The following is a 23,141-nucleotide window of genomic DNA, read 5'->3' as shown; positions in this document are numbered from 1 at the left end:
GTAGCGTTACCCTATCGTATCTTCAGACTGGCCAGTCCAATCAGGACCAGAACCACAGTGACCACCCAGAACCGCACGATAACGCGGGGTTCTGGCCAGCCTTTCAATTCAAAATGATGGTGCAGCGGCGCCATCCGGAAAATCCGGCGGCCGGTCAGGCGGAACGAGGCCACCTGCAGAATCACCGAGATAGTCTCCATCACGAAGACCCCGCCCATGATGAACAGCACGATTTCCTGGCGCACGATGACCGCCACCACACCGAGTGCCGCCCCCAGGGCCAGCGCACCCACATCGCCCATGAATACCTGGGCTGGATAGGTGTTGAACCACAGAAAGCCCAGACCCGCTCCCACCAGGGAGCCACAGAAGATAATGAGCTCGCCGGTTCCCGGCAGATGGGGAATCAGCAGGTAATTGGCAAATTGCGCATGCCCGGAGACATAAGCGAATACCGCCAGGGCCCCTGCGACCATGACCGTCGGCATGATCGCCAGACCATCGAGGCCGTCGGTCAGGTTCACCGCATTACTGCTACCCACGATTACGAAATAACTGAGCAGGATGAACAGCACCGGCCCCAGGGTCAGCGAGACGTTCTTCACAAACGGCAGGTACAGCGAGGTCTCCTGGGGCAGTGCGGAGCTGAAATACAGGAAAATTGCCGCACCAGCGCCGATTACCGACTGCCAGAAGTATTTCCATTTCGCCGGTAGGCCCCGCGGATTACGCTCCACCACCTTGCGATAGTCATCAACCCAGCCAATGGCGCCAAACAGCATGGTGACCAGCAGGGTGATCCACACATAACGGTTGGTCAGGTCAGCCCACAGCAAGGTACTCACGGCAATGGCCACCAGGATCAGCGCGCCGCCCATGGTCGGCGTGCCCGCCTTGCTGAGGTGGGTCTGGGGACCGTCATCCCGAACCGCCTGGCCGATCTGGTACTGGCTGAGCTTGCGGATCATCATCGGCCCGATAATGAGCGAGATCAGCAGTGCCGTCAGAATCCCCAGAATCGCGCGCAGCGTCAGGTACTGAAACACCGTCAGTTCGGAAAAATATTGCGATAGAACCTCTGTCAGCCAGAGCAGCATTAGTTATTCACCTTTTCTTTAATTCCCTCCACCACGCGATCCATGGCGGAACTGCGAGAACCCTTCACCAGCACGGTGATTTCAGGACCCAGGGTACTGACGATGCTATCCACTGCCGCTTCATGGGTCGGAAACTGCTCGGCTTCCGGCCCGAATCCATCCACATAACCTTCACAGCCGGAACCCACCACCATCAGGCGATCGATGCCCCCTTCCTTCGCGGCGGCTCCCACTTCGGCGTGCAGGGCACGGGCATCCGGCCCCAGCTCGGCCATGGCGCCAAAGACCGCCACCCGCTGACCAGTCCGCTCAGCAAGAACTGCCACCGCGGCTTTCATGGACGCCGGGTTGGCGTTGTAACTGTCATCGATCAGGGTCAATCCCCGACCCAGATCCAGCACCTGAAGACGACCCTTGACCGCCTGGATGCCGGCCAGTCCGTCCTCCAGCTGCTGATCGGTGGCGCCCAGCTCCCGGGTCGCGGCGATCGCCATCAGGGCATTACTCCGGTTATGTTCTCCCGGAAGCGAGAGCGTCAGCGTGCGGGACCAGCCATCAGGGCCGGTCACCGTCAGTTGCTGCCCGGGGCCGGACAATTCGGCATCCGTGACCTGGTAATCCGCTTCCGGATGTCCGAGGCGGCTGACACTGACCACACGGCGATCTCCTGCCCGCGCCAGCCACTGGTCGAAAGCGGGGTCATCCCGGTTCAGAACCACAAGTCCACCCTCGGTGACGCCTTCAATGATCTCGCCCTTGGCCCGGACAATGTTTTCGTAGCTCCCGAACCCTTCCAGGTGAGCCTGGCCGGCGTTGGTCAGAATCACTACCTGTGGCCTGGCTACCGCCACGGTGTGGGCGATTTCGCCCAGGCCACTAGCGCCCAGTTCGATGGCGGCAAACCGGTGTTCAGGGGACAGCCGGAACAGCGTCAGCGGCACCCCGATGTGATTGTTCAAGTTGCCCTCGGTTGCCAGGGTCGGTCCCATCCGCGACAGCACCGCCGCGGTCATCTCCCGGACTGTGGTCTTGCCGCTGCTTCCGGTGACAGCCACCAGCTGCACACGGCTTTCATTGCGGTTGCCCTCCGCCAGCCGGGCCAGTGCTTCAACCGTATCCCGGACGACAAGCTGGGGGATGCTGATACTGCTGTCCGCGGTATCCACCACCACGGCCACCGCACCAGCCTCCTGTGCCTTGGCCAGGAACCGGTGCCCATCAAAGTTCTCACCGCGAAGGGCAACGAACAGATCTCCTTTTGCCAGCGTCCGGGTATCGGTCGATACGCCTTCAAACCGGACAGCCTCCAGTGCCTGCGTGGCGCACCGGGCGCCAGTCCAGTCCCAGGCCTCGGCCAGCGAAAAGGCGCGCATCATGCCACACCTCCATTAAGCTTCAGACAATGCCTGACCTGCTCGGCATCGCTGAAGGGCAGTTTCTGACCGGCGACTTCCTGGTAGGCCTCATGCCCCTTTCCGGCAACCAACACCAGGTCATCCGGCCTTGCCATGGCAATTGCAGTCTGGATAGCCTCTGCGCGGTCATGGATGACCGTCACGCGCTCGGGACTGGCAAAGCCGGCCATGATATCCCGGACGATCGCCGCGGGAGTCTCAGTGCGAGGATTGTCATCAGTGACAATGACCTCGTCGGCAAGCTGCTCGGCCTCCAGGGCCATTTCGGGGCGCTTGCCGGCGTCACGGTCACCACCGCAGCCGAACACACAGATCAGCCGGCCCGTCACATGGGGACGAAGCGCTGACAAGGCATTGGACAGGGCATCCGGCGTGTGGGCGTAATCCACCACGACCCGGACACCGTTGTTTCCGATAAACGGCTCCAGACGCCCCGGAGGTGGTACCAGCCGGGCAACAGCGTCCCGAACCCGCTCAACAGGTACGCCAAGGCTCAGAACCGCAGACATGGCAGCCAGCACATTACTGGCATTGAAGCTGCCCATCAGGGGAACGCGGATATCAAATGCGCCCCATTCGCCATCAACCGACGCCTCGAATCCCTCGTCGGTCGGTCGGAATTCCCGCAGCCAGAGCTCAGTCTGGGCCTCGTGCAGGCTGTACCTGACCCGGTCGCACTTGCCCTCCAGCTGGCCATACAGCTGGCGCCCGAACGGATCGTCAAAATTGATCACCGCAAAGTGCAGTTCCTCACGCTCGAACAGCTTGGCCTTGGCGGCACCATAGGCTTCCATCGACCCGTGGTAATCCAGGTGATCGCGGGTCAGGTTGGTGAAGACCGCACCGGTCACGGTGAGCTTGTCCACCCGGCCCTGGTCAAGTGCATGGGAAGACACTTCCATGGCGGCAGCCCGGCCACCCTGGGCCAGGATCCGGGACAATACCCGATTGACCTGAACCACATCCGGGGTCGTGTGAGTCGCCGGCTGAAGGGCGTCTGGCATACCGTAGCCAAGCGTGCCGATTACGCCACAGGGGGTTCCGGTATCCTTCAACAGGCGCGCAATGTACTGGGAGACCGACGTCTTGCCATTGGTACCGGTGACACCAACCAGTCGCAGTCGTTGCGAGGGGTGTTCAAAAAACCGGTCAGCCAAGCGGCCCAACTGCTGCCGCAACGCGACCACCGGCACGATCAGTGCGCCATGACGCTCGGCACACTCGCCCGCCAAGGCCGATTCCTGCAACACCACAGTCGCGCCGGCCTCAATGGCCTTATCGACATAAAAATCCGCCGGCGTTCGCGCTCCCGCCAGGGCTACGAAGGCGTCACCGGACCGAACCTCGCGGCTGTCGGTCTTCAGCCCGTGAATGGTGACATCGAAGACCGACGGCACCTCGACAATGCCATGCAACAGAGTGCTGAGAGATGCGATGCACATAGGATTAACCTCGCTCACCGGTCGTCACCGGCTCGCCAGGCGGGCCGGTGACTTCCAGTTCAGGCTTCACATTCAGCAGTCGCAGTGCGTCACTCATCACTCGGGCGAACACCGGAGCGGCAACCTCACCGCCGTAGTATTCCCCGGACTGCGGCGCATCAACGGCCACAACGGTAACGACCCTCGGATTATCAATCGGTGCCATACCGGCAAAAATCGCCTTGTACTGGCTGTCTTCATACCCCTGGGCGCCGACGAGATGAACAGTTCCCGTCTTGCCGCCGGCGGAGTAAAAGCCGGGTTGGGCGCGGGTACCGGTGCCCTTCTCGACAACCTGCCCAAGCATTTGCCGGACCTCGTGTGCCACACCCTCGGAAAGCACCCGCTGGCCCCGGGGTGGATCATCCACCTTGAGCAGGCTCAACGGATACCGGATGCCGCCATTGGCCAGAACCATGTAGGCCTGTGCCAATTGCAGGGCATTGACGCTCATGCCGTAGCCATAGGACAGGGCGGCCTCCTCCACCGGACGCCACTTGGGCGGAGCTGGCAACACCCCGACGGCTTCGCCCGGAAAGCCCACGCCGGTGGGCTGCCCCAACCCCAAGCGGCTAAAAAGATCTCGAATCACGTCACCACCGATTTCTGAGGCGATCTTGCTGATTCCAACGTTACTGGATTTGACAATTATGCCGCTGAGATCCAGGACGCCGTAATTGCGGTGGTCACGGATGGTAAAACGGCCGAATCGGCGAAAGCCGGGGGAAGTATCGACGGTATCACCAGGCTCATAAAGACCAGACTCAAGGGCTGCCGCCATGGTAATCGGTTTCATGGTCGAGCCAGGCTCAAACAAATCGGTAATGGCTTTGTTGCGCAGGTTTTCTGCCGCCAGCTGGCTCCTGTCATTAGGGTTGTAGGAGCCCTGATTGACCATTGCCAGAACCTCACCGGTGTCCACATCCAGCATGACCAGGGTACCGCCGCGTGCCTTGTGGGCATTGACCACCGCTTTCAGCTCACGATACGCCAGGTACTGTAGACGGAGGTCGAGACTCAGTTCGACCTGCTGTCCCGGCTGAGCATCCCGGATAAGGGTCAGATCCTTGATCACTCTGCCACGATTGTCCTTGAGTACCCGCTTGCGCCCGGACTCTCCGGAGAGCCAGTCGTTGTATGCCAGCTCAATGCCTTCCTGGCCCTGCTCATCAATGTTGGTAAAACCGACGACGTGAGCGGTCACTTCCCCTGCCGGGTAGTAACGACGGTATTCCTGCCGACTGTAGATGCCATTGATGTCCAGCGCCATTGCGTCCCGGGCAAGCGAGGGCTGAACCTTGCGGCGCAGATAAATGAATTCCCGACCGGCGTAATCCCGGAGCCGCTCACGCAACCGGGCCTCACTGATATCCAGCAGGCGCGCCAGATTAGTCAGCCGGGGCTCGTCCGGATCGGCTTCCGAGGGGTTGGCCCAGATCGTCTGAACCGGGGTGCTGACCGCCAACGGCTCACCATGACGGTCACTGATAACGCCACGGTGGGCATCGATGGTCTCGACACGGATGGTTCTCACGTCCCCCTGCTTACGCAGGAACTCGTTGTCCACTACATGCAGGTCCACGAGCCGCCACGCCAGGGCCGCAATCACCAGCAGGAAGACACACAGCATAGTGCCGAACCGCCAGGCTTTGAGCCCTGCAGCCACACGTTGGCCCCACGTTGTCTGTGTTCCCTGATCGGACAATTCGACCACCCTGACGTTTTGTGAATGTTGTTGTTATCGGCTTACCGGATCGATGCCGGCGAACTCAGCGGCACCAGGACAATATCCTCGCGGCCCGGAACAACCATCCCCAGTCGTTCGGAGGCGAGAGCTTCCACACGTCCGTGGGCACTGAGCGCACTCTGCTCGAGCAGCAACTGGTTCCATTCTCTCTGGTACTGATCACGCTGCGCCTGCAGCTGGGACAGAGTGTTGAACAACTCCCGGTTCTCGTGGGCGCTCACTACCACGCCGATGGACGACGCCACCAGCACAGCCATCAGCCCTAGAGAAACCAGCACCCGCTTCTGGCGGGTAGCATCGAACACCTGCTGTGAAATTCGCACCGCGGTGGCAGCGCCATCGCGAACCCTCTGCTTGTTCAGCCGGGTCGTCTTGACCGGTTGTTCTATGGCTACCGCGCCCATGATCACGCGCTCCCCTGCGTTTTATCGTTTCTGTCGATTCGCTCAAGTACCCGCATCACTGCACTGCGGGCCCGGACGTTGTCGCTGATTTCCTCTGCTCCGGCCTTGGCGGCCTTTCCCACCAGCCGGAACGCCGACTGTTCCTCATCGGCGGTAACCGGTATTCCCCGGGGCAGCTTCGGCCCCCGCGCCAAATCCCGCATGAACCGCTTTACCAACCGGTCCTCAAGGGAATGGAAACTGATCACAACCAGCCTGCCGCCAGGGGCCAGCCGCTCGGCCGTCGCCTGCAAACAGACCTCCAGATCCTCCAGCTCCCGGTTGATATAGATGCGGATAGCCTGGAAAGTCCGGGTCGCCGGATGCTTGTGTTTTTCCTTTTTCGGTACGGCTTCACTGACCAGCTCCGCCAACTGCCTTGTGGTCTCGATGGGCACTTCCTGACGGCGCGCCACAACGAGGCGGGCGATACGGCGGGAAAATCTTTCCTCTCCGTATCGCCAGATGACGTCTGCAATGTCCTTCTCATCGGCACTGGCCAGCCACTCTGCGGCGCTCGGCGACTGATTCGGATTCATGCGCATATCCAGCGGCCCGTCACGCATGAAACTAAAGCCCCGGGACGGGTCATCCAGCTGGGGAGAAGACACCCCCAGATCCAGCAGCAGCCCGTCAATTTCATCCCAGTCACGTCGAGCCATCGCGAGAGCAAGTTCGGCGAAAGAGCCATGGAACCAGGAGAAGCGTGGATCTTCGGCTGCCAGGGCCTCGGCGACCCGGATCGCCTCGGGATCCTTGTCGAATCCGAGGAGATGGCCTTTGGGGCCCAGACGTTCCAGGATCAGCCGGCTATGGCCGCCGCGGCCGAAAGTGCCATCCACGTATCTGCCGTCGGGGTCGCCAACGAGATAATCGACCGCCGAATCCAGAAGCACCGAGCGATGGGCGTAATCCGCTCCGTCCTTCTGGTTGTGCTCGGAAGTCATAGTGAAAGCGCCTCCATTTCCGGCGGCATGTCGTCATCGCCTGACGACTCGTCCAGCCAGGCGAACCAGCGCTCCTCGCTCCAGAGCTCCAGTTTTTTGCCCTGACCGATCAGCATGAGCTTCTTCTCCAGATGGGCGTAGCTTCGAAGTGTGGGGGGAATCAGGATTCGACCCGCGGAGTCCAGCTCCATGAGTGCAGCATTACCGAGCAACAAACGCTGCAGCCGCCTGGCGGCCTTGTTCATGTTGGGCAGGGCTTCAATCTTGGGACGCAGGACCTCCCACTCTGGCTCCGGATACACCAGAAGACAGCGCTCTTCGTCAGCATTGGCCGTCACCACGATGCGGCCACCACAGACCTGCGAGAGCTCCTCGCGGACCTTGGAGGGGATCGCCAGGCGACCCTTCGCATCCATGTTGATGGCATGACTGCCCAGAAAATTGCTCATTCACACCGTCTCGGGGTAGCTGAAAACCACAAAAAACCACTAGAAACCACTTTTTCCCACTTCTGCACACTATAGAAACACGCATTACACAATGCAAGCGCCGCAAATGGCGTCGGTCTTGCAAAAGTTCCTTTTATGACAATAGGTTACGAGCGAAGATTTACCTGATGGGCGATATTACGGAAAAGAAACGAAAGGAAATCAAACACCTGCGGATAGTTCTGAAGATGGCGAGTTAGGTTTAAGATTTTTTGGCTATAAAGAATCAGTCTTGAGAATTGCACACTTCACAGAAAGGAAAGGAGAGCTCGCCGATAAGCCGGGTTCTGTCTTGGACAGTCATTCATCTAGGGCCTGCGTCACCACAAGCCTCAAGCAACCTACCCGAATCCAGCGCGGGCCACGCCATTGGATTCCTATTTGGTCTTGCTCCAGGTGGGGTTTACCATCGCCGTGGACTGTTGCCAGCCACGCGGTGCGCTCTTACCGCACCATTTCACCCTTACCGGCGCCCGGAGGCGCTTAGGCGGTATACTTTCTGTTGCACTTTCCGTCGGCTCACGCCGCCCAGGCGTTACCTGGCACCTTGCCCTGCGGAGCCCGGACTTTCCTCCCCCGGCGGACCGGCGGCGACTGTCTGGCGAGCTCGGGCGTGACAATACTCTGCCCCTTCCTGCCATGCAAGGAAAACCTGCCCGGCCGGTCAGCTGGCCTTGAGCCTGAGCGCCTGCTGATACAATTCGTTCTTGGAGCCACCCGTCAGCTCGGCAACGATCTTCGCCACCTTCTTTACCGGGAGCTCGGCCAGGAGCAATACCAGCAGCTTGTCCACATCCAGCCCGGATTCCTCCCCAGCCTCGCCAGAGGCCTCCGCGCCCCGCACAACTACAACGAATTCCCCCTTACTGCCATGGGGGTCCGCCTGCAGCTCTGCGAGCACATCCTCAGCGGTACCGCTGTAGAAAGTCTCGAAGGTTTTGGTCAGCTCTCGCCCCAGTACCAGCTCCCGCTCACTGCCCAGCATTGCGACAAGATCTGCCAGGGTATCCAGAATCCGGTGGGGTGACTCGTAAAATACCAGCGTTGCCTGCTCTCGCCTGAGGGCTTCCAGTGCGGCTTTTCTGCCGGTGCGTTTGGCCGGCAGGAAGCCGGCAAAAAGGAAGCGGTCGGTAGGCAGCCCGGCAGCGCTCAGAGCAGTCACCAGGGCACATGGGCCCGGAATCGGACTGACCCGGATTCCCAGTGCCCTCGCCTCGCGAACCACAACATATCCCGGATCAGAAATGAGCGGCGTGCCAGCGTCGGAGATCAGGGCGAGATCCTTTCCCGCCTGCAACTCCTTCAGCACTTGGGCAACCCGCTCACGCTCGTTATGTTCGTGCAGGGCTATCATTGGCTTGCGAAGGCCGAGGTGTTGAAGCAGTCGGCCGCTGTGACGGGTATCCTCGGCGGCGACAACCGCCACCGATGACAGAACTTTTTCCGCCCGCGGGGACAAATCCTCAAGATTGCCGATGGGCGTTGCCACGATATACAGTGTGCCCGACCCATCACCTGCCTGCCCGCTTTCTTTCGATGCGTTCGCCATTTCTCTAGCCAATCTTTGCACCCTATGCCTGTTTTGGTATCGGAGCATGACAGCGTGGTCATGTGAATTACCCCCGGAGCTGTTAAACTTGCCACCGTTAATGCGGCGTCTCAAGCCCAATCATCCGGAGTGAGTCAAGCTTGTCATGATCAAGAAGTCTATCAACCAGCCTATTCTGGCCAGTGTTCTGTCGGTGTTCCTGCTGTTGTCCGGGTGCGCGACGGTAAACCTGGATTCCCATGTTGCCCAGACCCCGAGCGAAGCGCTTGAGCTTGCCGCCGGTGAAGACAACCGAACAACCGCGCAACAATACCTGCTGCGGATTGCCAGTCGTTTCCAGAGTCAGCGTAACCACGAGGACGCACGCACCATACTCGAAAGCGCTCAACTGGACCAGATGGCCCAGGGCCTGGAAGGCGAAAAGCGCCGACTGGCAATGATCAGCGCCACGGCCCTCGACGACAGCAAATGGGCGAAAACCATAGTGGCAGGACTCACCCCGGACGCATTCCTTGAGTTCGCGCCGGACCAGATGGCCGGTGCGGCAGATCTTCAGTCCCGGACCTATGAGCTTGCCGGGGACCGCGTGGCCGCTGCAATGACACTGATGCTGCTGGCGCAGACCGACCCCGGGGCGGATATACAACAGCTGCACGACCGGATCTGGCAACTGCTCCAAGCCCTGTCAGACCAGGAACTGGCCAATGCCAGTGCAAAGGCGATCGGCTATGAGAACCAGGGCTGGCTGGAACTCGCCGCTCTGGTCCGGGAACCGGGTACCAACCTGGACGAGCAGGGGCGCATTGTGCGCGGCTGGCAGAACAACTGGCCAGGACACCCAGCAGCCCAGGTGCCGCCGTCAGAGCTGCAGCTGATCGCCACACTCGCGACCAGCCGGCCGGAGAAGATCGCGCTGGCGCTGCCACTCGAGGGGCCCTTTGCCAGCGCCGGGAAAGCAATCCGGGATGGTTTCCTCTCGGCCTATTACATGGACCAGTCCGCGGACCGCGGCAAGACCGATATTCGCGTCATCAACACCTCCGGCGAGGATTTCGCACAACTGTACAGTGAGTTGTTATCCGGCGGTTTTGACCTGATCGTCGGCCCCCTGGAGAAGGAAGCACTCGCAGAGCTTGCCGACATGAACACACTTCCCGTTCCGGCCCTGGGCTTGAACTATCTGCCGGAAGACGCGACGGTGCCGGATGGCCTTTACCAGTATGGCCTCTCCGCCGAAGACGAGGCCCGCCAGATTGCAGATCGCCTCATCGACGAGGGCCTTGATCATGTATTGATGCTGATTCCCCAGGGCGAGTGGGGAGACCGGGTGGAACGTACTCTGCTATCCAGGCTGCAGCAACGCAATGGTATTGCCCTTGATATCGAGCGCTTTTTCCCGGAAGACAACCTGCGTACTGTCACCGCCGACCTGCTGGGGATCACGGCTTCCCGCAATCGTGCCATCCAGGCTGAGCGCACCATTGGCATTGACGTGGAATTCGAAGCTCGTCGGCGTCAGGATGCGGATGCCATCGTGATGGTGGCCGAGCCCACCGTTGCCCGTCAGTTCAAACCACTGTTTGCCTTCTACTTTGGCGGCGACCTGCCGGTGTACTCCCCTTCGATTGTATACGGTGGCAGCCCCAACCCCTCTCGCGACCGCGACCTCAATGATGTCATTTTCACCGACATTCCCTGGGTTCTCGGAGAGAATAACGAGCTCCGGGCCCAGGCCCGGGAACACCTGAAGGGTACCCAGGGCCAGCTGGGCAGACTATTTGCCATGGGCGCGGACGCCTGGCAGCTCAGCAAACGCCTGCCTTTGCTGCGCCAGCTTGATTCCGCCTCCATTGACGGCCAGACCGGTGTTCTGACCATGACCCGCCAGGGCAGCATTCACCGAAGACAGCTCTGGGCCCGATTCAGCAAGGGCTCACCGGAACTCCTGCCTGAACAGCAGGTTTCGGAAGATGAGCAGACACCGACCCGTAACTCTGACGGCCAGAATGCGCGTCAACCCGGGACAATCTGAACCAGACGAAGACCCTCGCCATGGAAGGCAAACGAGAACTGGGCAATCACTACGAGGGTGTCGCCGCACGGTATCTGCAAAGCCGAGGTGTCACCATTATCGAGAGAAATGTCTACAACCGGGGTGGAGAAATCGACCTGATTGGGCGGGAGGGAGACACCCTGGTATTTATTGAAGTCCGCTTCCGCGGTGAAGGCAGCCTGACCGATCCGGCCGGCTCAATTACCTACGGCAAACAACGCAAGCTGCTCAGGGCAGTCTCCTTCTATCTGCACCGACATGGCCTATGGAACGCCTGCTGCAGGATTGATGTAATCGGCATTGTGCCGGGGACGACCAGCAAATACCGGGTACAATGGATCAGGAACGCCATCCAGGCAGAGTAAAAAACGCAATGGAAACGACCGAACAGCAAATCAGCCAGTGGTTCGCCACGCACATGGAGCACACGGCCCAGGCCGCAACCACCGTAGCGCCGCAGATCGAGCCTGCCGCTGACGCCTTTGTCAGCGCCCTGTTGCAGGATGGCAAGCTGATCACCTGCGCCAACGGCAACGCCAATATCCTGGCCCAGTATTTCTGCACAGCCCTGTTGAACCGCCTGGATCATGACCGTCCGGCGCTGCCCGCGATCAACCTCGGAGCCGATGCAACCACCTACTCTGCCATTTGCCGGGACAACCGGTTCAACGACACGTTTTCACGACAGGTCCGTGCCATCGGAAAGCCAGGAGATCTTCTGTTTGTGGTGGTGGATGATGGCCACAAGGCGAACCTGATCCAGGCCATACAGGCTGCCCACGATCGCGAAATGCAGGTGGTGGTCCTCAGCGCACGGGAAAAATCCGATATCACCTCCCTGCTACACCCGGAAGATCATGAGATCGCCCTCAACAATCTCGATCCGGCGGATGCGACACCGCTGCTTCTACTGATCATCAACACGCTTTGCCGACTGGTGGACGCCAAGCTGTTCGGCGGATAAAAAAAAGCCAGTTTGCACTGGCCTTTCGGATAGAAGGGATTGGCGGTTTTACTTCACCACTTTCAGGGTTGGCCTGCCCGAAGGACGATCATCCGGGCCGCCTTGCGGACGCCCGTCATCCTTGTCGCCGGGACCGTCCGGATCCGGGGTTCCCGGCTCACTGCCGAACACCATACCCTCGCCATTTTCCTTGGCGTAGATGGCCATCACCGCTTGAAGCGGAATAAAGACCTGCATCGGAACGCCACCGAAACGGGCGCTGAACTCCAGCGCGCCGTTGCCAATCACCAAACCCCGAACCGCACCAGGGCTGATATTCAGGACAATCTGACCATTGGCGACATGTTCCGTGGGCACCTGGACTCCCTGAACACCCGCGTCCACGACAATGTAGGGTGTACAGTCATTATCCAGAATCCATTCGTTAAAGGCCCGCACCAGATAGGGCCGACTGGATGTCATGGCGATCTTGTTGTCAGGCACGACCTACTCCTGCCCCGTTAACCGGGTTTACCAAAAATCAGCTGCGAATATCTTCTTCCAGGTCGGAAAGGCTTGCCTTGAAGCCTTCACGAGCAAAGATGCTGTCCATGTATTTCTGGATCGGTTTCGCCTGTTTTTCATTCAGCTCGATACCCAACGCCGGAAGACGCCAGAGGATCGGAGCAATACAGCAATCGACGATGGTGAACTCCTCGGAGAGGAAAAATGGCATCTCGCCGAACAGTGGTGCCGTTGCCAGCAGACTCTCACGCAGCTCCTTACGAGCGGCCTCAGAGGCCTTGGCATTGGGCTGAGCCAGGATCCGGTCGACCAGGCCACACCAGTCTTTCTGGATCCGGTAGATCATCAGACGACTGTTGGCGCGAGCCACCGGGTAAACCGGAAGCAGGGGCGGATGGGGGAAACGCTCATCCAGGTATTCCATCATGATATTGGGCTCGTAGAGCACCAAGTCCCGATCCACCAGCGTCGGCAGGGCGTTATAGGGATTCAGGTCGGCCAGTTCCGCCGGCGGATTGTCCGGGTCCACATCCACTATATCAACGGTAACGCCTTTCTCTGCCAGGACAATACGCACCCGGTGACTGTATTGACTGGCCGGATCAGAGAAAAACGTCATTGATGACCGCTTGGTCACAACGCCCATAGAACTACCTCACGAGTAAACAAACCGAAATAACCCTGAAAAAACGCAAAAATCCAGCGGGCCCCAAAGAGCCCGCTGGAATTCAGGAAACGGGATTATACCCTATTTCTCAGTGTACGTCCTTCCAGTACTCACGATTAAGCAGGTACGCGAAGACAAAGAAGATCGCCACGAAGATCAGTACGAAAATACCCAGGCGCTCACGCTCAACCCGGACCGGATCTGCCATATAGGACATAAAGTTGGTCAGGTCGTACATCGCCTGACTGAACTCCGCCTCGGTCATGGACCCTTCGCTTGCGTACTGCGGGCAAAGATCACCGTTATTGATGTTGCCGCTGAGCGGCTCAACAGAGGCTTCAACGCCAACATTCGGGTGAACTGCACACAGACCCTGCAGATCAACCATCACGTGCGGCATACCCACGTCCGGGAAGACCGCATTGTTGACACCCAGCGGGCGGCTTTCATCCTTATAGAAACCACGCAGATAGGAAAAAACCCAGGATTCACCGCGCAGACGGGTTTCCAGAGTCAGGTCGGGTGGCGGCGCACCGAACCAGCCCGCAGCCATATCCTTGCTCATGGAGTTTTTCATCAGCTCGCCAATCTTGGCGCCGGTGAAAATCAGGTTCTCCTCGTACAGTTCTACGGGAATACCAAGGTCATCCGCCACGCGCTTGTAGCGGGCGTATTTCATGGAGTGGCAGCCCATACAGTAGTTGGTGAACAACGCCACCCCCCGCTGCAGGGATTCCTTGTTGGTGTGATCCGTCTCGATATGGTCGAGCTGAACCGCGCCACCGGCTGCCAGCCCGAGGGCCGGCAGGACCGCGAAAACGAGACCAAAAATCAGCTTTCTCATTATCCTGTCACCCTCTCTGGTACTGGCTTGGTTTTCTCCATGCGCGTATAGAACGGCATCAGAATGAAATACAGGAAGTACAGCACCGTCAGGATCTGCGCGACCATGGTGCGACCTTCTGTTGCCGGAACCAGACCGAGATAGCCCAGGATCACGAAGCTGATAGCAAAGATTGCCAGAGCAATCTTGCTCAACCAGCCCTTGTAGCGGATAGATCGAACCGGACTACGATCAAGCCAGGGCAGCACGAACAGGATAGCAATGGCACCACCCATGACAACCACGCCCCAGAACTTCGCCGGCAAGCCGAACAGGTCTACGGTCACCGCACGCAACATCGCGTAGAACGGCGTGAAGTACCAGACTGGTGCAATATGCGCAGGCGTCTTCAGGGCGTTCGCCGGCTCGAAGTTCGGCTTCTCGAGGAACAGGCCACCCATTTCCGGGAAGAAGAACACCACGACGAAGAAGATGAAGAAGAACACAGCCACGCCCAGCAGGTCGTGAACGGTGTAGTACGGATGGAACGGGATGCCGTCTTTCGGGATGCCGTTCTCGTCCTTGTTCTTCTTGATATCAATACCGTCGGGGTTGTTGGAACCAACCTCATGCAGCGCAAGGATGTGCAGAACCACCAGACCGAGCAGAACAATCGGCAGTGCAACCACGTGCAAAGCAAAGAAACGGTTCAAGGTGATACCGGAGATCAGGTAGTCACCACGGATCCACAGGGACAGGTCTTCACCGATGACCGGAATGGCACCGAACAGGTTAACAATAACCTGGGCACCCCAGTAGGACATCTGGCCCCAGGGCAGCAGGTAGCCCATGAACGCCTCGGCCATCAGCACCAGGTAGATCAGCATGCCAAAGATCCAGATAAGCTCACGCGGCTTCTGGTAGGAGCCATACATCAAACCGCGGAACATGTGGAGGTAAACCACAATGAAGAAGGCAGAAGCACCGGTCGAGTGCAGGTAGCGGAGCAGCCAGCCCCACTCCACGTCGCGCATGATGTACTCGACGGAAGCAAAGGCGCCCTCAGCAGAGGGATTGTAACTCATAGTCAGCCAGATACCTGTTACCAGCTGGTTGACCAGTACAAGCATCGCCAGGGAGCCAAAGAAGTACCACACGTTGAAGTTTTTCGGCGCGTAATACTTGGCCAGGTGTTTGTTCCAGGCGTCAACGATCGGGAGACGGTCGTCTACCCACTGAATCAGTTTCTGCATTACGCTGCCTCCGGATCAAGACCAATCGTGAGGGTCACATCGTCATCAAAACGATACGGCGGCACCTCAAGATTCAGGGGAGCAGGCTGCGCTTCATAAACCCGGCCAGCCAGGTCATAGCGGGAGCCGTGACACGGACAGAAGAGACCTCCGAGCCAGTTCTCGCCGAGATCCGCCGGCGCCAGTTCAGGACGATAGGACGGCACGCAACCCAGGTGGGTGCAAAGACCGACATACACGCCAAACTCTGGTTTGAGGGCACGAAGAGCCCCCTCGATGTACGGAGGCTGCTGAGGCGCTTCCGACTGTGGATCTTTCACCACATCGTTCAGCTTCTCGATGTTTTCCAGCATTTCCGGAGTGCGGCGGATGACCCAGACCGGCTTGCCGCGCCATTCAACGGTGATCTGCTGGCCTGGTTCAATCTTGCTGATATTGACGGTTACCGGTGCACCTGCTGCTTCCGCCTTGGCACTGGGATTCCAGGATGCCACGAAAGGAACTGCTGCACCGACGACGCCGACTCCACCCACCACGGACGTAGCGCCGATCAGGAACCGGCGCCGGCCTTGGCTCACGTCGCCATTACTCATTATGGTTTTCTCCCATCAGGCGATGTCACAGCCCGCCCAAAAGCCGGCAATGTGCATCTTAAAGGACTTCACAACCCAAAAATATAAGCGCCCAAATGGTAATGAAATTGCCATGGGCTTACAAGTCGGAAAGGCGCTCCGCGCGGCGCTTCCCTGCTCCAGATCAATTTGATAGCAAATCACCCGGACACAAAAAAACCCGGCCAGTACGGACCGGGTTTTTTCGCATTCTGCAAGGCAGAATTAACGCTTGGAGAACTGCGGACGCTTACGCGCCTTGCGCAGACCAACCTTCTTACGCTCGACTTCACGAGCGTCACGGGTAACGTAACCCGCTTTGCGCAGTGCCGGACGCAGCGTCTCGTCATAGTCCATCAGAGCACGGGTCAGACCGTGGCGAATCGCGCCGGCCTGACCACTGGTGCCACCGCCCTTGACGGTGATGTTGATATCGAACCGATCGGTAGACTCGGCAACCACCAGGGGCTGACGAACGATCATGCGCAGAGTCTCACGACCGAAGAACTGCTCGATGGTGCGACCGTTGATAGTGATGTTACCGCTACCCGGCTTGATAAAGACGCGAGCCGTGGAGTTTTTGCGGCGACCAGTACCGTAATTTTGTGCTACAGACATATCCGCCTTCCGTTAAATGTCGAGTTCTTTGGGCTGCTGGGCTGCATGGGGATGCTCAGCGCCGGCGTAGACTTTCAGCTTCTTGAACATGGCGCGGCCGAGCGGGCCTTTCGGAAGCATGCCTTTGACAGACTTCTGGATGATTTGCTCGGGAGCCTTGTCTACCAGCTTCTCGAAATTGATGGACTTGATTCCACCCGGAAAGCCGGTGTGGCTGTAGTACATCTTTGCAGATGCCTTTTTGCCGGTAACCTGCACCTGGCTGGCATTGATTACAACGATATAGTCGCCAGTGTCCACGTGAGGGGTATACTCAGGCTTATGCTTGCCCCGCAGACGACGGGCGATTTCGGTTGACAGACGACCCAGCGTCTTGCCGGCTGCGTCTACAACGTACCAGTCACGTTTTACTGTTTCTGGTTTCGCACTCAGAGTCTTCATTGATTCCGCCTTGAACGCTATAAAAGAAACGTTAAAAACCACCACCGGTAAATGCAAGGCACCCGGAGGAGGTTTATACCTGTAATGTTGGCAGTGACACTATTCGGGGCTGAGATAGTGGCATCGCCTTGAAAAGCCAGGGCGCGAAGTATACTCGAACCCACAGGGAAAACCAACCCCGACCGGCCCTGCTTCGCTATTCTCTTATTCTGGCAGATCGCCGCCGGTCCAGCCATAGAGCGAACAGACATTGGCGAGCAATTCTGGCGCAATGTCCGACGCACCCACACCTCGAAGAGTCGCCAACGTCTCAAGTATCCGCGGAAGATAAACCGGGGAATTCTGGCCAGCTTCCACACCTGCCGGCGCCATATCCGGCGCGTCCGTTTCCAGCACCAGACAATCCAGCGGGAGTCGCGCTACCGTGTCCCGGGTTTTGCGGGCACGATTATGGGTGATCACTCCGCCAACCCCGATGTAACACCCCAGATCCACCAACCTGGCGGCCTGCTGGTAACTGCCTGAAAAGCCGTGGATCAGCGCCCGCCCACACCAATTGGCCCGTCGGAGCGTGGCATGAACTTCATCGTGGGTCTTCACCGAGTGGATAATCAGGGGCAGGTCCAGACGCGCGGCGATCGCTACCTGGCGCTCGAACCACGGCTGCTGTTCATCCAGCGTTCCATGCAGGCGGTCCAGACCGCACTCGCCGAGACCGACACAATGCTCGGGCCGTTCCGACAACTGGTCCTCCAAGGCCTGGAGATCCTCTTCGCTGTGTTCCTGCACAAACCAGGGATGAATACCCAGGCAGTACCACAGGCCCGGGTGAGCGCCGGCAACTTTCCGGACCCTTGACCAGTCCGGTCCGCGAACCCCGGGAATTACGACACCCAGAACGCCGAGCGCCCGGGCCTGGCCCAGCACCTGCGCTTGCTGGCCGTCGAAACGGGGAAAGTCAAAATGGCAATGGGCGTCGATCATTCTCATACTCACCTCCGCCCGGCTCCGGCTCAGTGTTCCCGGGTTTTCTGGAAACGAATATCCGGATAACGCTCCTGGACCAGGTTTAGATTGACCATGGTTGGCGCGATATAGGCCAGGCGGTCACTGCCATCGAGGGCCAGAAAGTCGTTATTCTTGCGCCCGAACTCGTCCAGTTTGCGCTCGTCGTTGCAACTTACCCAACGAGCCGTGGCCACGTTGATGGGCTCGTAGACCGCATCCACCTTGTACTCACTCTTCAGGCGAGCCACAACCACATCGAACTGGAGCACACCTACCGCGCCCACGATCAGGTCGTTGTTCTTCAGCGGCCGGAATACCTGTACCGCGCCCTCTTCCGACAGCTGGATCAGGCCTTTCTGCAACTGTTTGGCCTTGAGCGGATCCTTGAGTCGAATCCGCCGGAACAGTTCCGGGGCGAAGTTGGGGATGCCGGTAAACTTCATGTCCTCGCCAGCGGTGAAGGTATCACCAAGCTGGATGGTGCCATGGTTATGCAGGCCGATGATATCCCCGGCGAAGGCCTCGTCGGCATGCGCACGGTCACCGGCCATGAAGGTCAGGGCGTCGGAAAAACGGACTTCCTTGCCGATGCGCACATGACGGGCTTTCATCCCCTGGGAATAATTGCCGGAAACAATGCGCAGGAAGGCGATCCGGTCACGGTGCTGGGGATCCATGTTGGCCTGGATCTTGAAAACGAAACCAGAAAAGCCCTCTTCGATGGGCGCGACCAGGCGCTGATCGGTCTCCCGGGGCTGGGGCTCCGGTGCCCACTCCACCAGACCGTCCAGCATGTGATCGACACCGAAGTTGCCTAAGGCTGTACCGAAGAATACGGGGGTCAGCTCACCGGCCAGGAAGGCCTCCTGATCGAATTCGTGGGAAGCGCCCTTTACCAGCTCGATCTCGTCCCGGAGATCGGACGCATAGGCGCCGATCGCTTCATCGAGATTGGGGTTATCCAGACCCTTGATGATGCGCTTCTCCTGGATAGTGTGGCCCTGTCCCGACTGATACAACACCACCTCATCGCGCAACAGGTGATAAACCCCCTTGAAGTTCTTGCCCATGCCGATCGGCCAGGTCACTGGAGCGCAGGCAATCTTGAGAACCTCCTCCACTTCGTCCATCAGCTCCACCGGATCCCGGGTATCACGATCGAGCTTGTTCATGAAGGTCAGGATAGGGGTATCCCGTAACCGGGTAACCTCCATGAGCTTGATGGTCCGCTCCTCGACACCCTTGGCGCTGTCGATCACCATCAGGCAGGAGTCCACTGCGGTCAGGGTGCGGTAGGTATCCTCCGAGAAATCCTCGTGACCCGGGGTGTCCAGAAGGTTGACCAGCTTGCCGCCATACGGGAACTGCATCACGGAAGTGGTTACCGAGATACCGCGTTCTTTCTCCATCTCCATCCAGTCGGACTTGGCGTGCTGACCGGATTTCTTGCCCTTTACCGTGCCGGCTTTCTGGAGCGCCTGCCCGAACAGCAAAACCTTCTCGGTGATGGTGGTCTTACCGGCGTCCGGGTGGGAAATAATCGCGAAAGTACGGCGCTTGGCCACTTCCTGGGAAAGATTCGACATAGTGTAATATGAGCTCGGAATCGGAGGATTGTGAAAACCCGGTATTATAAGGGGTAAGCACCCACCCCGTGAACAGCACCGGGGTGATCACTTATCCAGCGGTAAGGTCATGACTCTGGCGTCTTCCGGGCCGTTGGCGGCAGGATAATAGCCCGGACGGCAGCCAATCTCACCGAAACCAGCGCTTCTGTAAAGCTGCTCGGCGGTTCGATTACTCACCCGAACCTCCAGCAAAACCTGAGTCATGCCATCCTCCCTGGCCTTGTCCACCAGGTGTTCGAGCAGATAACGGCCGGCACCAAAACCACGACTGTCCGGGTGGATGCACAGGTTCAGCAGATGGGCCTCGTCCACCAGATACGCAACCACCGCATAACCGATAAGGGCCCCCTCCTTGCAGAGCGCCCACAGACGGTAGTTGTCCTTGAAGCAATCCAGAAAAACCGCTTCGCTCCAGGGATGGGAGTAGCCCTGGCGCTCGATTTCCAACACCCTGGATAGATCCGAACAGGACACCGAGCGGGTCTCAAGAGAATTCTCACCCGGCCCCGAAACTGCTTGTTCGTTACTCATTGGCATCAGGCAAACGACTTAAGAAGCTGCCACAGATTTTTCTTCAACCCGGATTTGCCGGCAAGTTCCGCCAGGGTATGGGGAAATACCAGCTCCGGTTCCCGCCCAAGCGCCCGTGCAAACCAGTGGCCCCCCGCAGCTTCCGCGCCGGAACCGGGTACACCCAGAAGGATCACGCGCTGGCTGTCCAGAGGCTCAAGCACGCCTTTGAGAACATCGACGAGATCAGGCAACCGATTCCCGGGCAGCAGCGGATTATTGAAGACTGGCCACAAAATTGGCCCCAGCACCTGGGGATCGCGATCGCCAATACTCTTCAGGATATTGGCCGCCAGGGTTTCCTGCAGCCGCACACTTGCCTCTCCGGACAGATCCGAAACCAGCACGAAACGGCGGCCGACCCAGAACCGGAGATTCAATTTATGCCGGAACAGGGCCACTTCAGATTCACTGGTGGACTGGCGGGAGTCATTCGCCGGCGTACCAGCTTCCTGGTCGGACTCAGCTTCAGGCCCGATGCGTTGCGATGTCGCGGTGGTACCGGAAGACTCCGGGGCTGACGTCTCCATCAGCGACTGGAGGTTTACAACCCGGGACGGCTTCGCACTCTTCCCGGCAGGCTTGCTCGCTACCGCAGGGCTAACGTCGGCAGTCGGCCCCGGAGCAACGCCAAGCTCCTCTGCGGCCCCAGATACCTCCTCCGGGAATTCAAATTCCGGGCTCGGAGCAGCACCGGGCAGCGCCGAGCGAGCATACCAGAGCCGGACACCGGCGACTCCCAGGTAGAACTGACGTTCTGCTTCGGTTCGGATCATCAGACTGCCTGCGGGTTATACGTCCGCAACTTGCGGATGTTGACGGATGCCGCCCCGACTAATCAGGTTCAGGGCTTCGATGTAGGCCTTGGCCGAGGCGATTATGACATCGGTATCAGCACCGACACCATTGACGATCCGGCCACCCCGTTCGAGGCGGACAGTAACCTCGCCCTGGGCATCGGTACCACTGGTGATGGCATTAACCGAATAAAGCTGCAGGTTGCAGCCGGAATCCACCAGGGACTCGATCGCCTTGAAAGTGGCATCGACCGGTCCACTGCCCTCGGCTTCCACTTTGTGCTCCCTGCCTTCCACCGTGAGGGTCAGGCTGGCCATCGGCACTACGCCGGTCTCTGAACAGACCTGCATGCACACCAGCCCATAGGGCCCCTCCTCTTCCTTCTGACGGGTATCGCTGGCAATAGCCTGCAGATCCTCATCGAAAATCTCATGCTTGAGGTCGGCGAGCGCCTTGAAGCGGGTAAAGGCTTCATTCAGTTCGGTCTCGGTCTCGAACTGGATACCCAGCTCCAGCAGTCGGGTACGGAATGCGTTACGGCCGGAGTGCTTGCCCAGCACCAGACTGTTGGTGTGCCAGCCAACATCCTGGGCCCGCATGATTTCGTAGGTTTCCCGGTGCTTGAGCACGCCGTCCTGATGAATACCGGATTCATGGGCGAAGGCATTCGCACCCACGATGGCCTTGTTCGGCTGAACCGGAAAACCGGTAATGGTGGAAACCAGCCGTGACGCAGGAACGATGTGCCGGGTGTCAATCCGGGTGTCGATATTGAACAGGTCCTGACGGGTACGAACCGCCATCACGATTTCTTCCAGGGCAGCGTTACCTGCACGCTCGCCGAGACCGTTGATGGTGCATTCCACCTGACGCGCACCGCGGGTGACTGCGGCCAGGGAGTTGGCCACCGCCAGGCCCAGATCGTTATGGCAATGTACCGAGAAAATGGCCTTGTCGGCGTTCGGCACCCGGTTCATGATCTGGTGGATGGTTTCACCAAATTGCTCCGGTATTGCGTAACCCACGGTATCGGGAATGTTGATGGTACGGGCGCCAGCATCAATGGCGGCCTCGATGATACGGCACAGGAAATCCAACTCCGAACGCCCGGCATCTTCGCAGGAGAACTCGACATCATCCACATGACTGCGGGCCCGCTTGACCGCACGCACCGCCTGCTCCACGACTTCGTTCGGCTCCATCTGGAGCTTGTGCTTCATGTGGATTGGAGAGGTGGCAATGAAGGTGTGGATACGCCCACGCTCTGCTGGCCGGATGGCTTCAGCAGCGCGATCAATATCGCTGTCCAGCGCTCTCGCCAGACTGCATACCGTCGATTCCTTGATGGTCTCTGCAATCGTTTTGACCGCATCGAAGTCGCCCTGACTCGCAATCGCGAAGCCCGCTTCGATTACGTCAACACGTAGTTTCTCCAGGGCCTTGGCAATGCGGAGTTTTTCCGCCTTGTTCATGGTCGCGCCGGGGCTTTGTTCGCCATCACGGAGGGTGGTATCAAAAATGACCAGGTGATCAGTTGCGGCCATTGGAAGGGCTCCCGTCAGAAACTTTGATGTGGTTTTGGGAGGGAGTATATCATTTCTCCCGAACCGGAAATAAAAAACCCCCAACGGCAACGCCGCTGGGGGTTTTGGTATTAAGAGCCTGACGATGACCTACTTTGCTCAGGCCTCTCGGCCTTCGGCCCTTCGGGCCCGTCGTCGCGTTGCTCCGACGTCCTGCGGCTGCCTTAGGCAGCCTTGTCGCATGGGGGCCGTTTGTAGTGAAAGAGAATATCGTATCCAAATAAAAAAGCCCCGGCAGCTTTCGCTGTCGGGGCTGTTTTATTTAGGAGCCTGACGATGACCTACTCTCGCATGGGCCATGCCACACTACCATCGGCGCAGGTCTGTTTCACTTCTGAGTTCGGGATGGGATCAGGTGGTTCCAGACCGCTATGGTCGTCAGGCAAAACGGTTGATCACTGGGGGACGGGATAGAACGGTCAGTTGGACTGACAGTGATAGTGATTTCGTTTG

At 58.9% G+C, this 23,141-nt stretch carries 23 protein-coding genes, 1 rRNA gene and 1 other RNA gene; 3 read left to right on the top strand and 22 right to left on the bottom strand.

From position 1 onward, the window contains the following. Positions 1-11 precede the first annotated feature (11 nt). From mraY to rsmI, 9 genes are all read right to left on the bottom strand, one after another. Positions 12-1,097 carry a phospho-N-acetylmuramoyl-pentapeptide-transferase gene (mraY, locus tag R6W86_RS16185; RefSeq protein ID WP_372987205.1) on the bottom strand — a complete coding sequence of 362 codons (1,086 nt, stop codon included), beginning with the start codon at positions 1,095-1,097 and terminating at the stop codon, positions 12-14. Beyond that, a complete protein-coding gene (gene murF, locus R6W86_RS16180; protein ID WP_410330388.1) occupies positions 1,097-2,473 on the bottom strand; it encodes a UDP-N-acetylmuramoyl-tripeptide--D-alanyl-D-alanine ligase in 1,377 nt (458 codons plus the stop codon). Before murF ends, mraY begins: the two co-directional genes overlap by 1 nt. Continuing rightward, a complete protein-coding gene (locus R6W86_RS16175) occupies positions 2,470-3,954 on the bottom strand; it encodes a UDP-N-acetylmuramoyl-L-alanyl-D-glutamate--2,6-diaminopimelate ligase (protein WP_410330387.1) in 1,485 nt (494 codons plus the stop codon). Before R6W86_RS16175 ends, murF begins: the two co-directional genes overlap by 4 nt. 4 nt (positions 3,955-3,958) lie before the next feature. After that, positions 3,959-5,698, bottom strand: a complete 1,740-nt coding sequence (locus R6W86_RS16170; RefSeq protein ID WP_410330386.1) for a peptidoglycan D,D-transpeptidase FtsI family protein — start codon at positions 5,696-5,698, stop codon at positions 3,959-3,961. Positions 5,699-5,739: 41 nt separating this feature from the next. After that, the gene (gene ftsL, locus R6W86_RS16165) at positions 5,740-6,144 is read right to left on the bottom strand and encodes a cell division protein FtsL (RefSeq protein WP_410330385.1); all 405 of its coding nucleotides are present in this window, start codon (positions 6,142-6,144) and stop codon (positions 5,740-5,742) included. A gap of 2 nt (positions 6,145-6,146) precedes the next feature. Further along, positions 6,147-7,130, bottom strand: a complete 984-nt coding sequence (gene rsmH / locus R6W86_RS16160; protein WP_410330384.1) for a 16S rRNA (cytosine(1402)-N(4))-methyltransferase RsmH — start codon at positions 7,128-7,130, stop codon at positions 6,147-6,149. Continuing rightward, positions 7,127-7,579, bottom strand: coding sequence for a division/cell wall cluster transcriptional repressor MraZ (mraZ, locus tag R6W86_RS16155; protein WP_410330383.1), 453 nt, complete (start codon positions 7,577-7,579; stop codon positions 7,127-7,129). The genes rsmH and mraZ overlap by 4 nt, the downstream gene beginning before the upstream one ends. Before the next feature lie 299 nt (positions 7,580-7,878). Further along, an RNA gene (gene rnpB / locus R6W86_RS16150) (RNase P RNA component class A) lies at positions 7,879-8,228 on the bottom strand. Positions 8,229-8,282: 54 nt separating this feature from the next. Beyond that, entirely contained in the window at positions 8,283-9,167 is an 885-nt protein-coding gene (rsmI, locus tag R6W86_RS16145; RefSeq protein WP_410330382.1) for a 16S rRNA (cytidine(1402)-2'-O)-methyltransferase, read from the bottom strand. Positions 9,168-9,312: 145 nt separating this feature from the next. Between rsmI and R6W86_RS16140 the strand changes: the two genes are divergently transcribed. The 3 genes from R6W86_RS16140 to R6W86_RS16130 are packed head-to-tail and all read left to right on the top strand — an operon-like array spanning position 9,313 to position 12,184. Then, a complete protein-coding gene (locus R6W86_RS16140; RefSeq protein ID WP_410330381.1) occupies positions 9,313-11,199 on the top strand; it encodes a penicillin-binding protein activator in 1,887 nt (628 codons plus the stop codon). A gap of 20 nt (positions 11,200-11,219) precedes the next feature. After that, on the top strand, positions 11,220-11,585 hold the full coding sequence (locus R6W86_RS16135; RefSeq protein ID WP_410330380.1) for a YraN family protein: 366 nt from the start codon (positions 11,220-11,222) through the stop codon (positions 11,583-11,585). An 8-nt stretch (positions 11,586-11,593) separates the two neighbouring features. After that, entirely contained in the window at positions 11,594-12,184 is a 591-nt protein-coding gene (locus tag R6W86_RS16130) for an SIS domain-containing protein (protein ID WP_410330379.1), read from the top strand. 48 nt (positions 12,185-12,232) lie between these two features. Here the strand turns inward: R6W86_RS16130 and R6W86_RS16125 are convergent, their stop codons facing one another. The 13 genes from R6W86_RS16125 to rrf form a co-directional block, all read right to left on the bottom strand. Beyond that, positions 12,233-12,646, bottom strand: coding sequence for a ClpXP protease specificity-enhancing factor (locus tag R6W86_RS16125; RefSeq protein ID WP_372988320.1), 414 nt, complete (start codon positions 12,644-12,646; stop codon positions 12,233-12,235). Between the two features lie 58 nt (positions 12,647-12,704). Then, complete coding sequence (locus R6W86_RS16120; protein ID WP_410330378.1) at positions 12,705-13,334, bottom strand: glutathione S-transferase N-terminal domain-containing protein; 630 nt, start codon at positions 13,332-13,334, stop codon at positions 12,705-12,707. 109 nt (positions 13,335-13,443) lie between these two features. Beyond that, positions 13,444-14,199, bottom strand: a complete 756-nt coding sequence (locus tag R6W86_RS16115; protein ID WP_410330377.1) for a cytochrome c1 — start codon at positions 14,197-14,199, stop codon at positions 13,444-13,446. Beyond that, complete coding sequence (locus R6W86_RS16110; RefSeq protein ID WP_410330376.1) at positions 14,199-15,431, bottom strand: cytochrome b; 1,233 nt, start codon at positions 15,429-15,431, stop codon at positions 14,199-14,201. The genes R6W86_RS16115 and R6W86_RS16110 overlap by 1 nt, the downstream gene beginning before the upstream one ends. Continuing rightward, the gene (gene petA, locus R6W86_RS16105) at positions 15,431-16,024 is read right to left on the bottom strand and encodes a ubiquinol-cytochrome c reductase iron-sulfur subunit (RefSeq protein ID WP_410330375.1); all 594 of its coding nucleotides are present in this window, start codon (positions 16,022-16,024) and stop codon (positions 15,431-15,433) included. The genes R6W86_RS16110 and petA overlap by 1 nt, the downstream gene beginning before the upstream one ends. Positions 16,025-16,267: 243 nt before the next feature. After that, on the bottom strand, positions 16,268-16,660 hold the full coding sequence (rpsI, locus tag R6W86_RS16100; RefSeq protein WP_092005367.1) for a 30S ribosomal protein S9: 393 nt from the start codon (positions 16,658-16,660) through the stop codon (positions 16,268-16,270). Between the two features lie 12 nt (positions 16,661-16,672). Next, positions 16,673-17,101, bottom strand: coding sequence for a 50S ribosomal protein L13 (gene rplM, locus R6W86_RS16095; RefSeq protein WP_008937175.1), 429 nt, complete (start codon positions 17,099-17,101; stop codon positions 16,673-16,675). Between the two features lie 204 nt (positions 17,102-17,305). Next, complete coding sequence (locus R6W86_RS16090) at positions 17,306-18,091, bottom strand: TatD family hydrolase (protein WP_410330374.1); 786 nt, start codon at positions 18,089-18,091, stop codon at positions 17,306-17,308. A gap of 23 nt (positions 18,092-18,114) precedes the next feature. Further along, positions 18,115-19,695 carry a peptide chain release factor 3 gene (prfC, locus tag R6W86_RS16085; protein WP_410330373.1) on the bottom strand — a complete coding sequence of 527 codons (1,581 nt, stop codon included), beginning with the start codon at positions 19,693-19,695 and terminating at the stop codon, positions 18,115-18,117. 87 nt (positions 19,696-19,782) lie between these two features. After that, the gene (gene rimI / locus R6W86_RS16080; RefSeq protein WP_410330372.1) at positions 19,783-20,268 is read right to left on the bottom strand and encodes a ribosomal protein S18-alanine N-acetyltransferase; all 486 of its coding nucleotides are present in this window, start codon (positions 20,266-20,268) and stop codon (positions 19,783-19,785) included. Positions 20,269-20,273: 5 nt separating this feature from the next. Beyond that, positions 20,274-21,083: a 2-isopropylmalate synthase gene (locus R6W86_RS16075; RefSeq protein ID WP_410330371.1), complete on the bottom strand. Its 810-nt coding sequence runs from the start codon at positions 21,081-21,083 to the stop codon at positions 20,274-20,276. A gap of 15 nt (positions 21,084-21,098) precedes the next feature. Continuing rightward, a complete protein-coding gene (locus R6W86_RS16070) occupies positions 21,099-22,649 on the bottom strand; it encodes a 2-isopropylmalate synthase (RefSeq protein ID WP_410330370.1) in 1,551 nt (516 codons plus the stop codon). Positions 22,650-22,956: 307 nt separating this feature from the next. Next, positions 22,957-23,071 (bottom strand): 5S ribosomal RNA (gene rrf / locus R6W86_RS16065). Between the last annotated feature and the right edge of the window lie 70 nt (positions 23,072-23,141).

The organism is Marinobacter sp. (genome assembly GCF_046484525.1).
GTDB lineage: Bacteria > Pseudomonadota > Gammaproteobacteria > Pseudomonadales > Oleiphilaceae > Marinobacter.
The sequence above is the reverse complement of the archived record's forward strand: the minus strand, read 5'-3'. Positions and strand labels throughout refer to the sequence as shown.

Coding starts and splice junctions, on each gene's coding strand:
- prfC (WP_410330373.1), bottom strand. CDS start 19,695: ATGTCGAATCTTTCCCAGGAAGTGGCCAAGCGCCGTACTTTCGCGATT.
- mraZ (WP_410330383.1), bottom strand. CDS start 7,579: ATGAGCAATTTTCTGGGCAGTCATGCCATCAACATGGATGCGAAGGGT.
- ftsL (WP_410330385.1), bottom strand. CDS start 6,144: ATGGGCGCGGTAGCCATAGAACAACCGGTCAAGACGACCCGGCTGAAC.
- R6W86_RS16115 (WP_410330377.1), bottom strand. CDS start 14,199: ATGAGAAAGCTGATTTTTGGTCTCGTTTTCGCGGTCCTGCCGGCCCTC.
- petA (WP_410330375.1), bottom strand. CDS start 16,024: ATGAGTAATGGCGACGTGAGCCAAGGCCGGCGCCGGTTCCTGATCGGC.
- rplM (WP_008937175.1), bottom strand. CDS start 17,101: ATGAAGACTCTGAGTGCGAAACCAGAAACAGTAAAACGTGACTGGTAC.
- R6W86_RS16110 (WP_410330376.1), bottom strand. CDS start 15,431: ATGCAGAAACTGATTCAGTGGGTAGACGACCGTCTCCCGATCGTTGAC.
- R6W86_RS16075 (WP_410330371.1), bottom strand. CDS start 21,083: ATGATCCGAACCGAAGCAGAACGTCAGTTCTACCTGGGAGTCGCCGGT.
- mraY (WP_372987205.1), bottom strand. CDS start 1,097: ATGCTGCTCTGGCTGACAGAGGTTCTATCGCAATATTTTTCCGAACTG.
- R6W86_RS16090 (WP_410330374.1), bottom strand. CDS start 18,091: ATGAGAATGATCGACGCCCATTGCCATTTTGACTTTCCCCGTTTCGAC.
- R6W86_RS16175 (WP_410330387.1), bottom strand. CDS start 3,954: ATGTGCATCGCATCTCTCAGCACTCTGTTGCATGGCATTGTCGAGGTG.
- rpsI (WP_092005367.1), bottom strand. CDS start 16,660: ATGTCTGTAGCACAAAATTACGGTACTGGTCGCCGCAAAAACTCCACG.
- R6W86_RS16130 (WP_410330379.1), top strand. CDS start 11,594: ATGGAAACGACCGAACAGCAAATCAGCCAGTGGTTCGCCACGCACATG.
- rimI (WP_410330372.1), bottom strand. CDS start 20,268: ATGAGTAACGAACAAGCAGTTTCGGGGCCGGGTGAGAATTCTCTTGAG.
- R6W86_RS16125 (WP_372988320.1), bottom strand. CDS start 12,646: ATGACATCCAGTCGGCCCTATCTGGTGCGGGCCTTTAACGAATGGATT.
- R6W86_RS16140 (WP_410330381.1), top strand. CDS start 9,313: ATGATCAAGAAGTCTATCAACCAGCCTATTCTGGCCAGTGTTCTGTCG.
- R6W86_RS16135 (WP_410330380.1), top strand. CDS start 11,220: ATGGAAGGCAAACGAGAACTGGGCAATCACTACGAGGGTGTCGCCGCA.
- rsmH (WP_410330384.1), bottom strand. CDS start 7,130: ATGACTTCCGAGCACAACCAGAAGGACGGAGCGGATTACGCCCATCGC.
- R6W86_RS16070 (WP_410330370.1), bottom strand. CDS start 22,649: ATGGCCGCAACTGATCACCTGGTCATTTTTGATACCACCCTCCGTGAT.
- rsmI (WP_410330382.1), bottom strand. CDS start 9,167: ATGGCGAACGCATCGAAAGAAAGCGGGCAGGCAGGTGATGGGTCGGGC.
- R6W86_RS16120 (WP_410330378.1), bottom strand. CDS start 13,334: ATGGGCGTTGTGACCAAGCGGTCATCAATGACGTTTTTCTCTGATCCG.
- murF (WP_410330388.1), bottom strand. CDS start 2,473: ATGATGCGCGCCTTTTCGCTGGCCGAGGCCTGGGACTGGACTGGCGCC.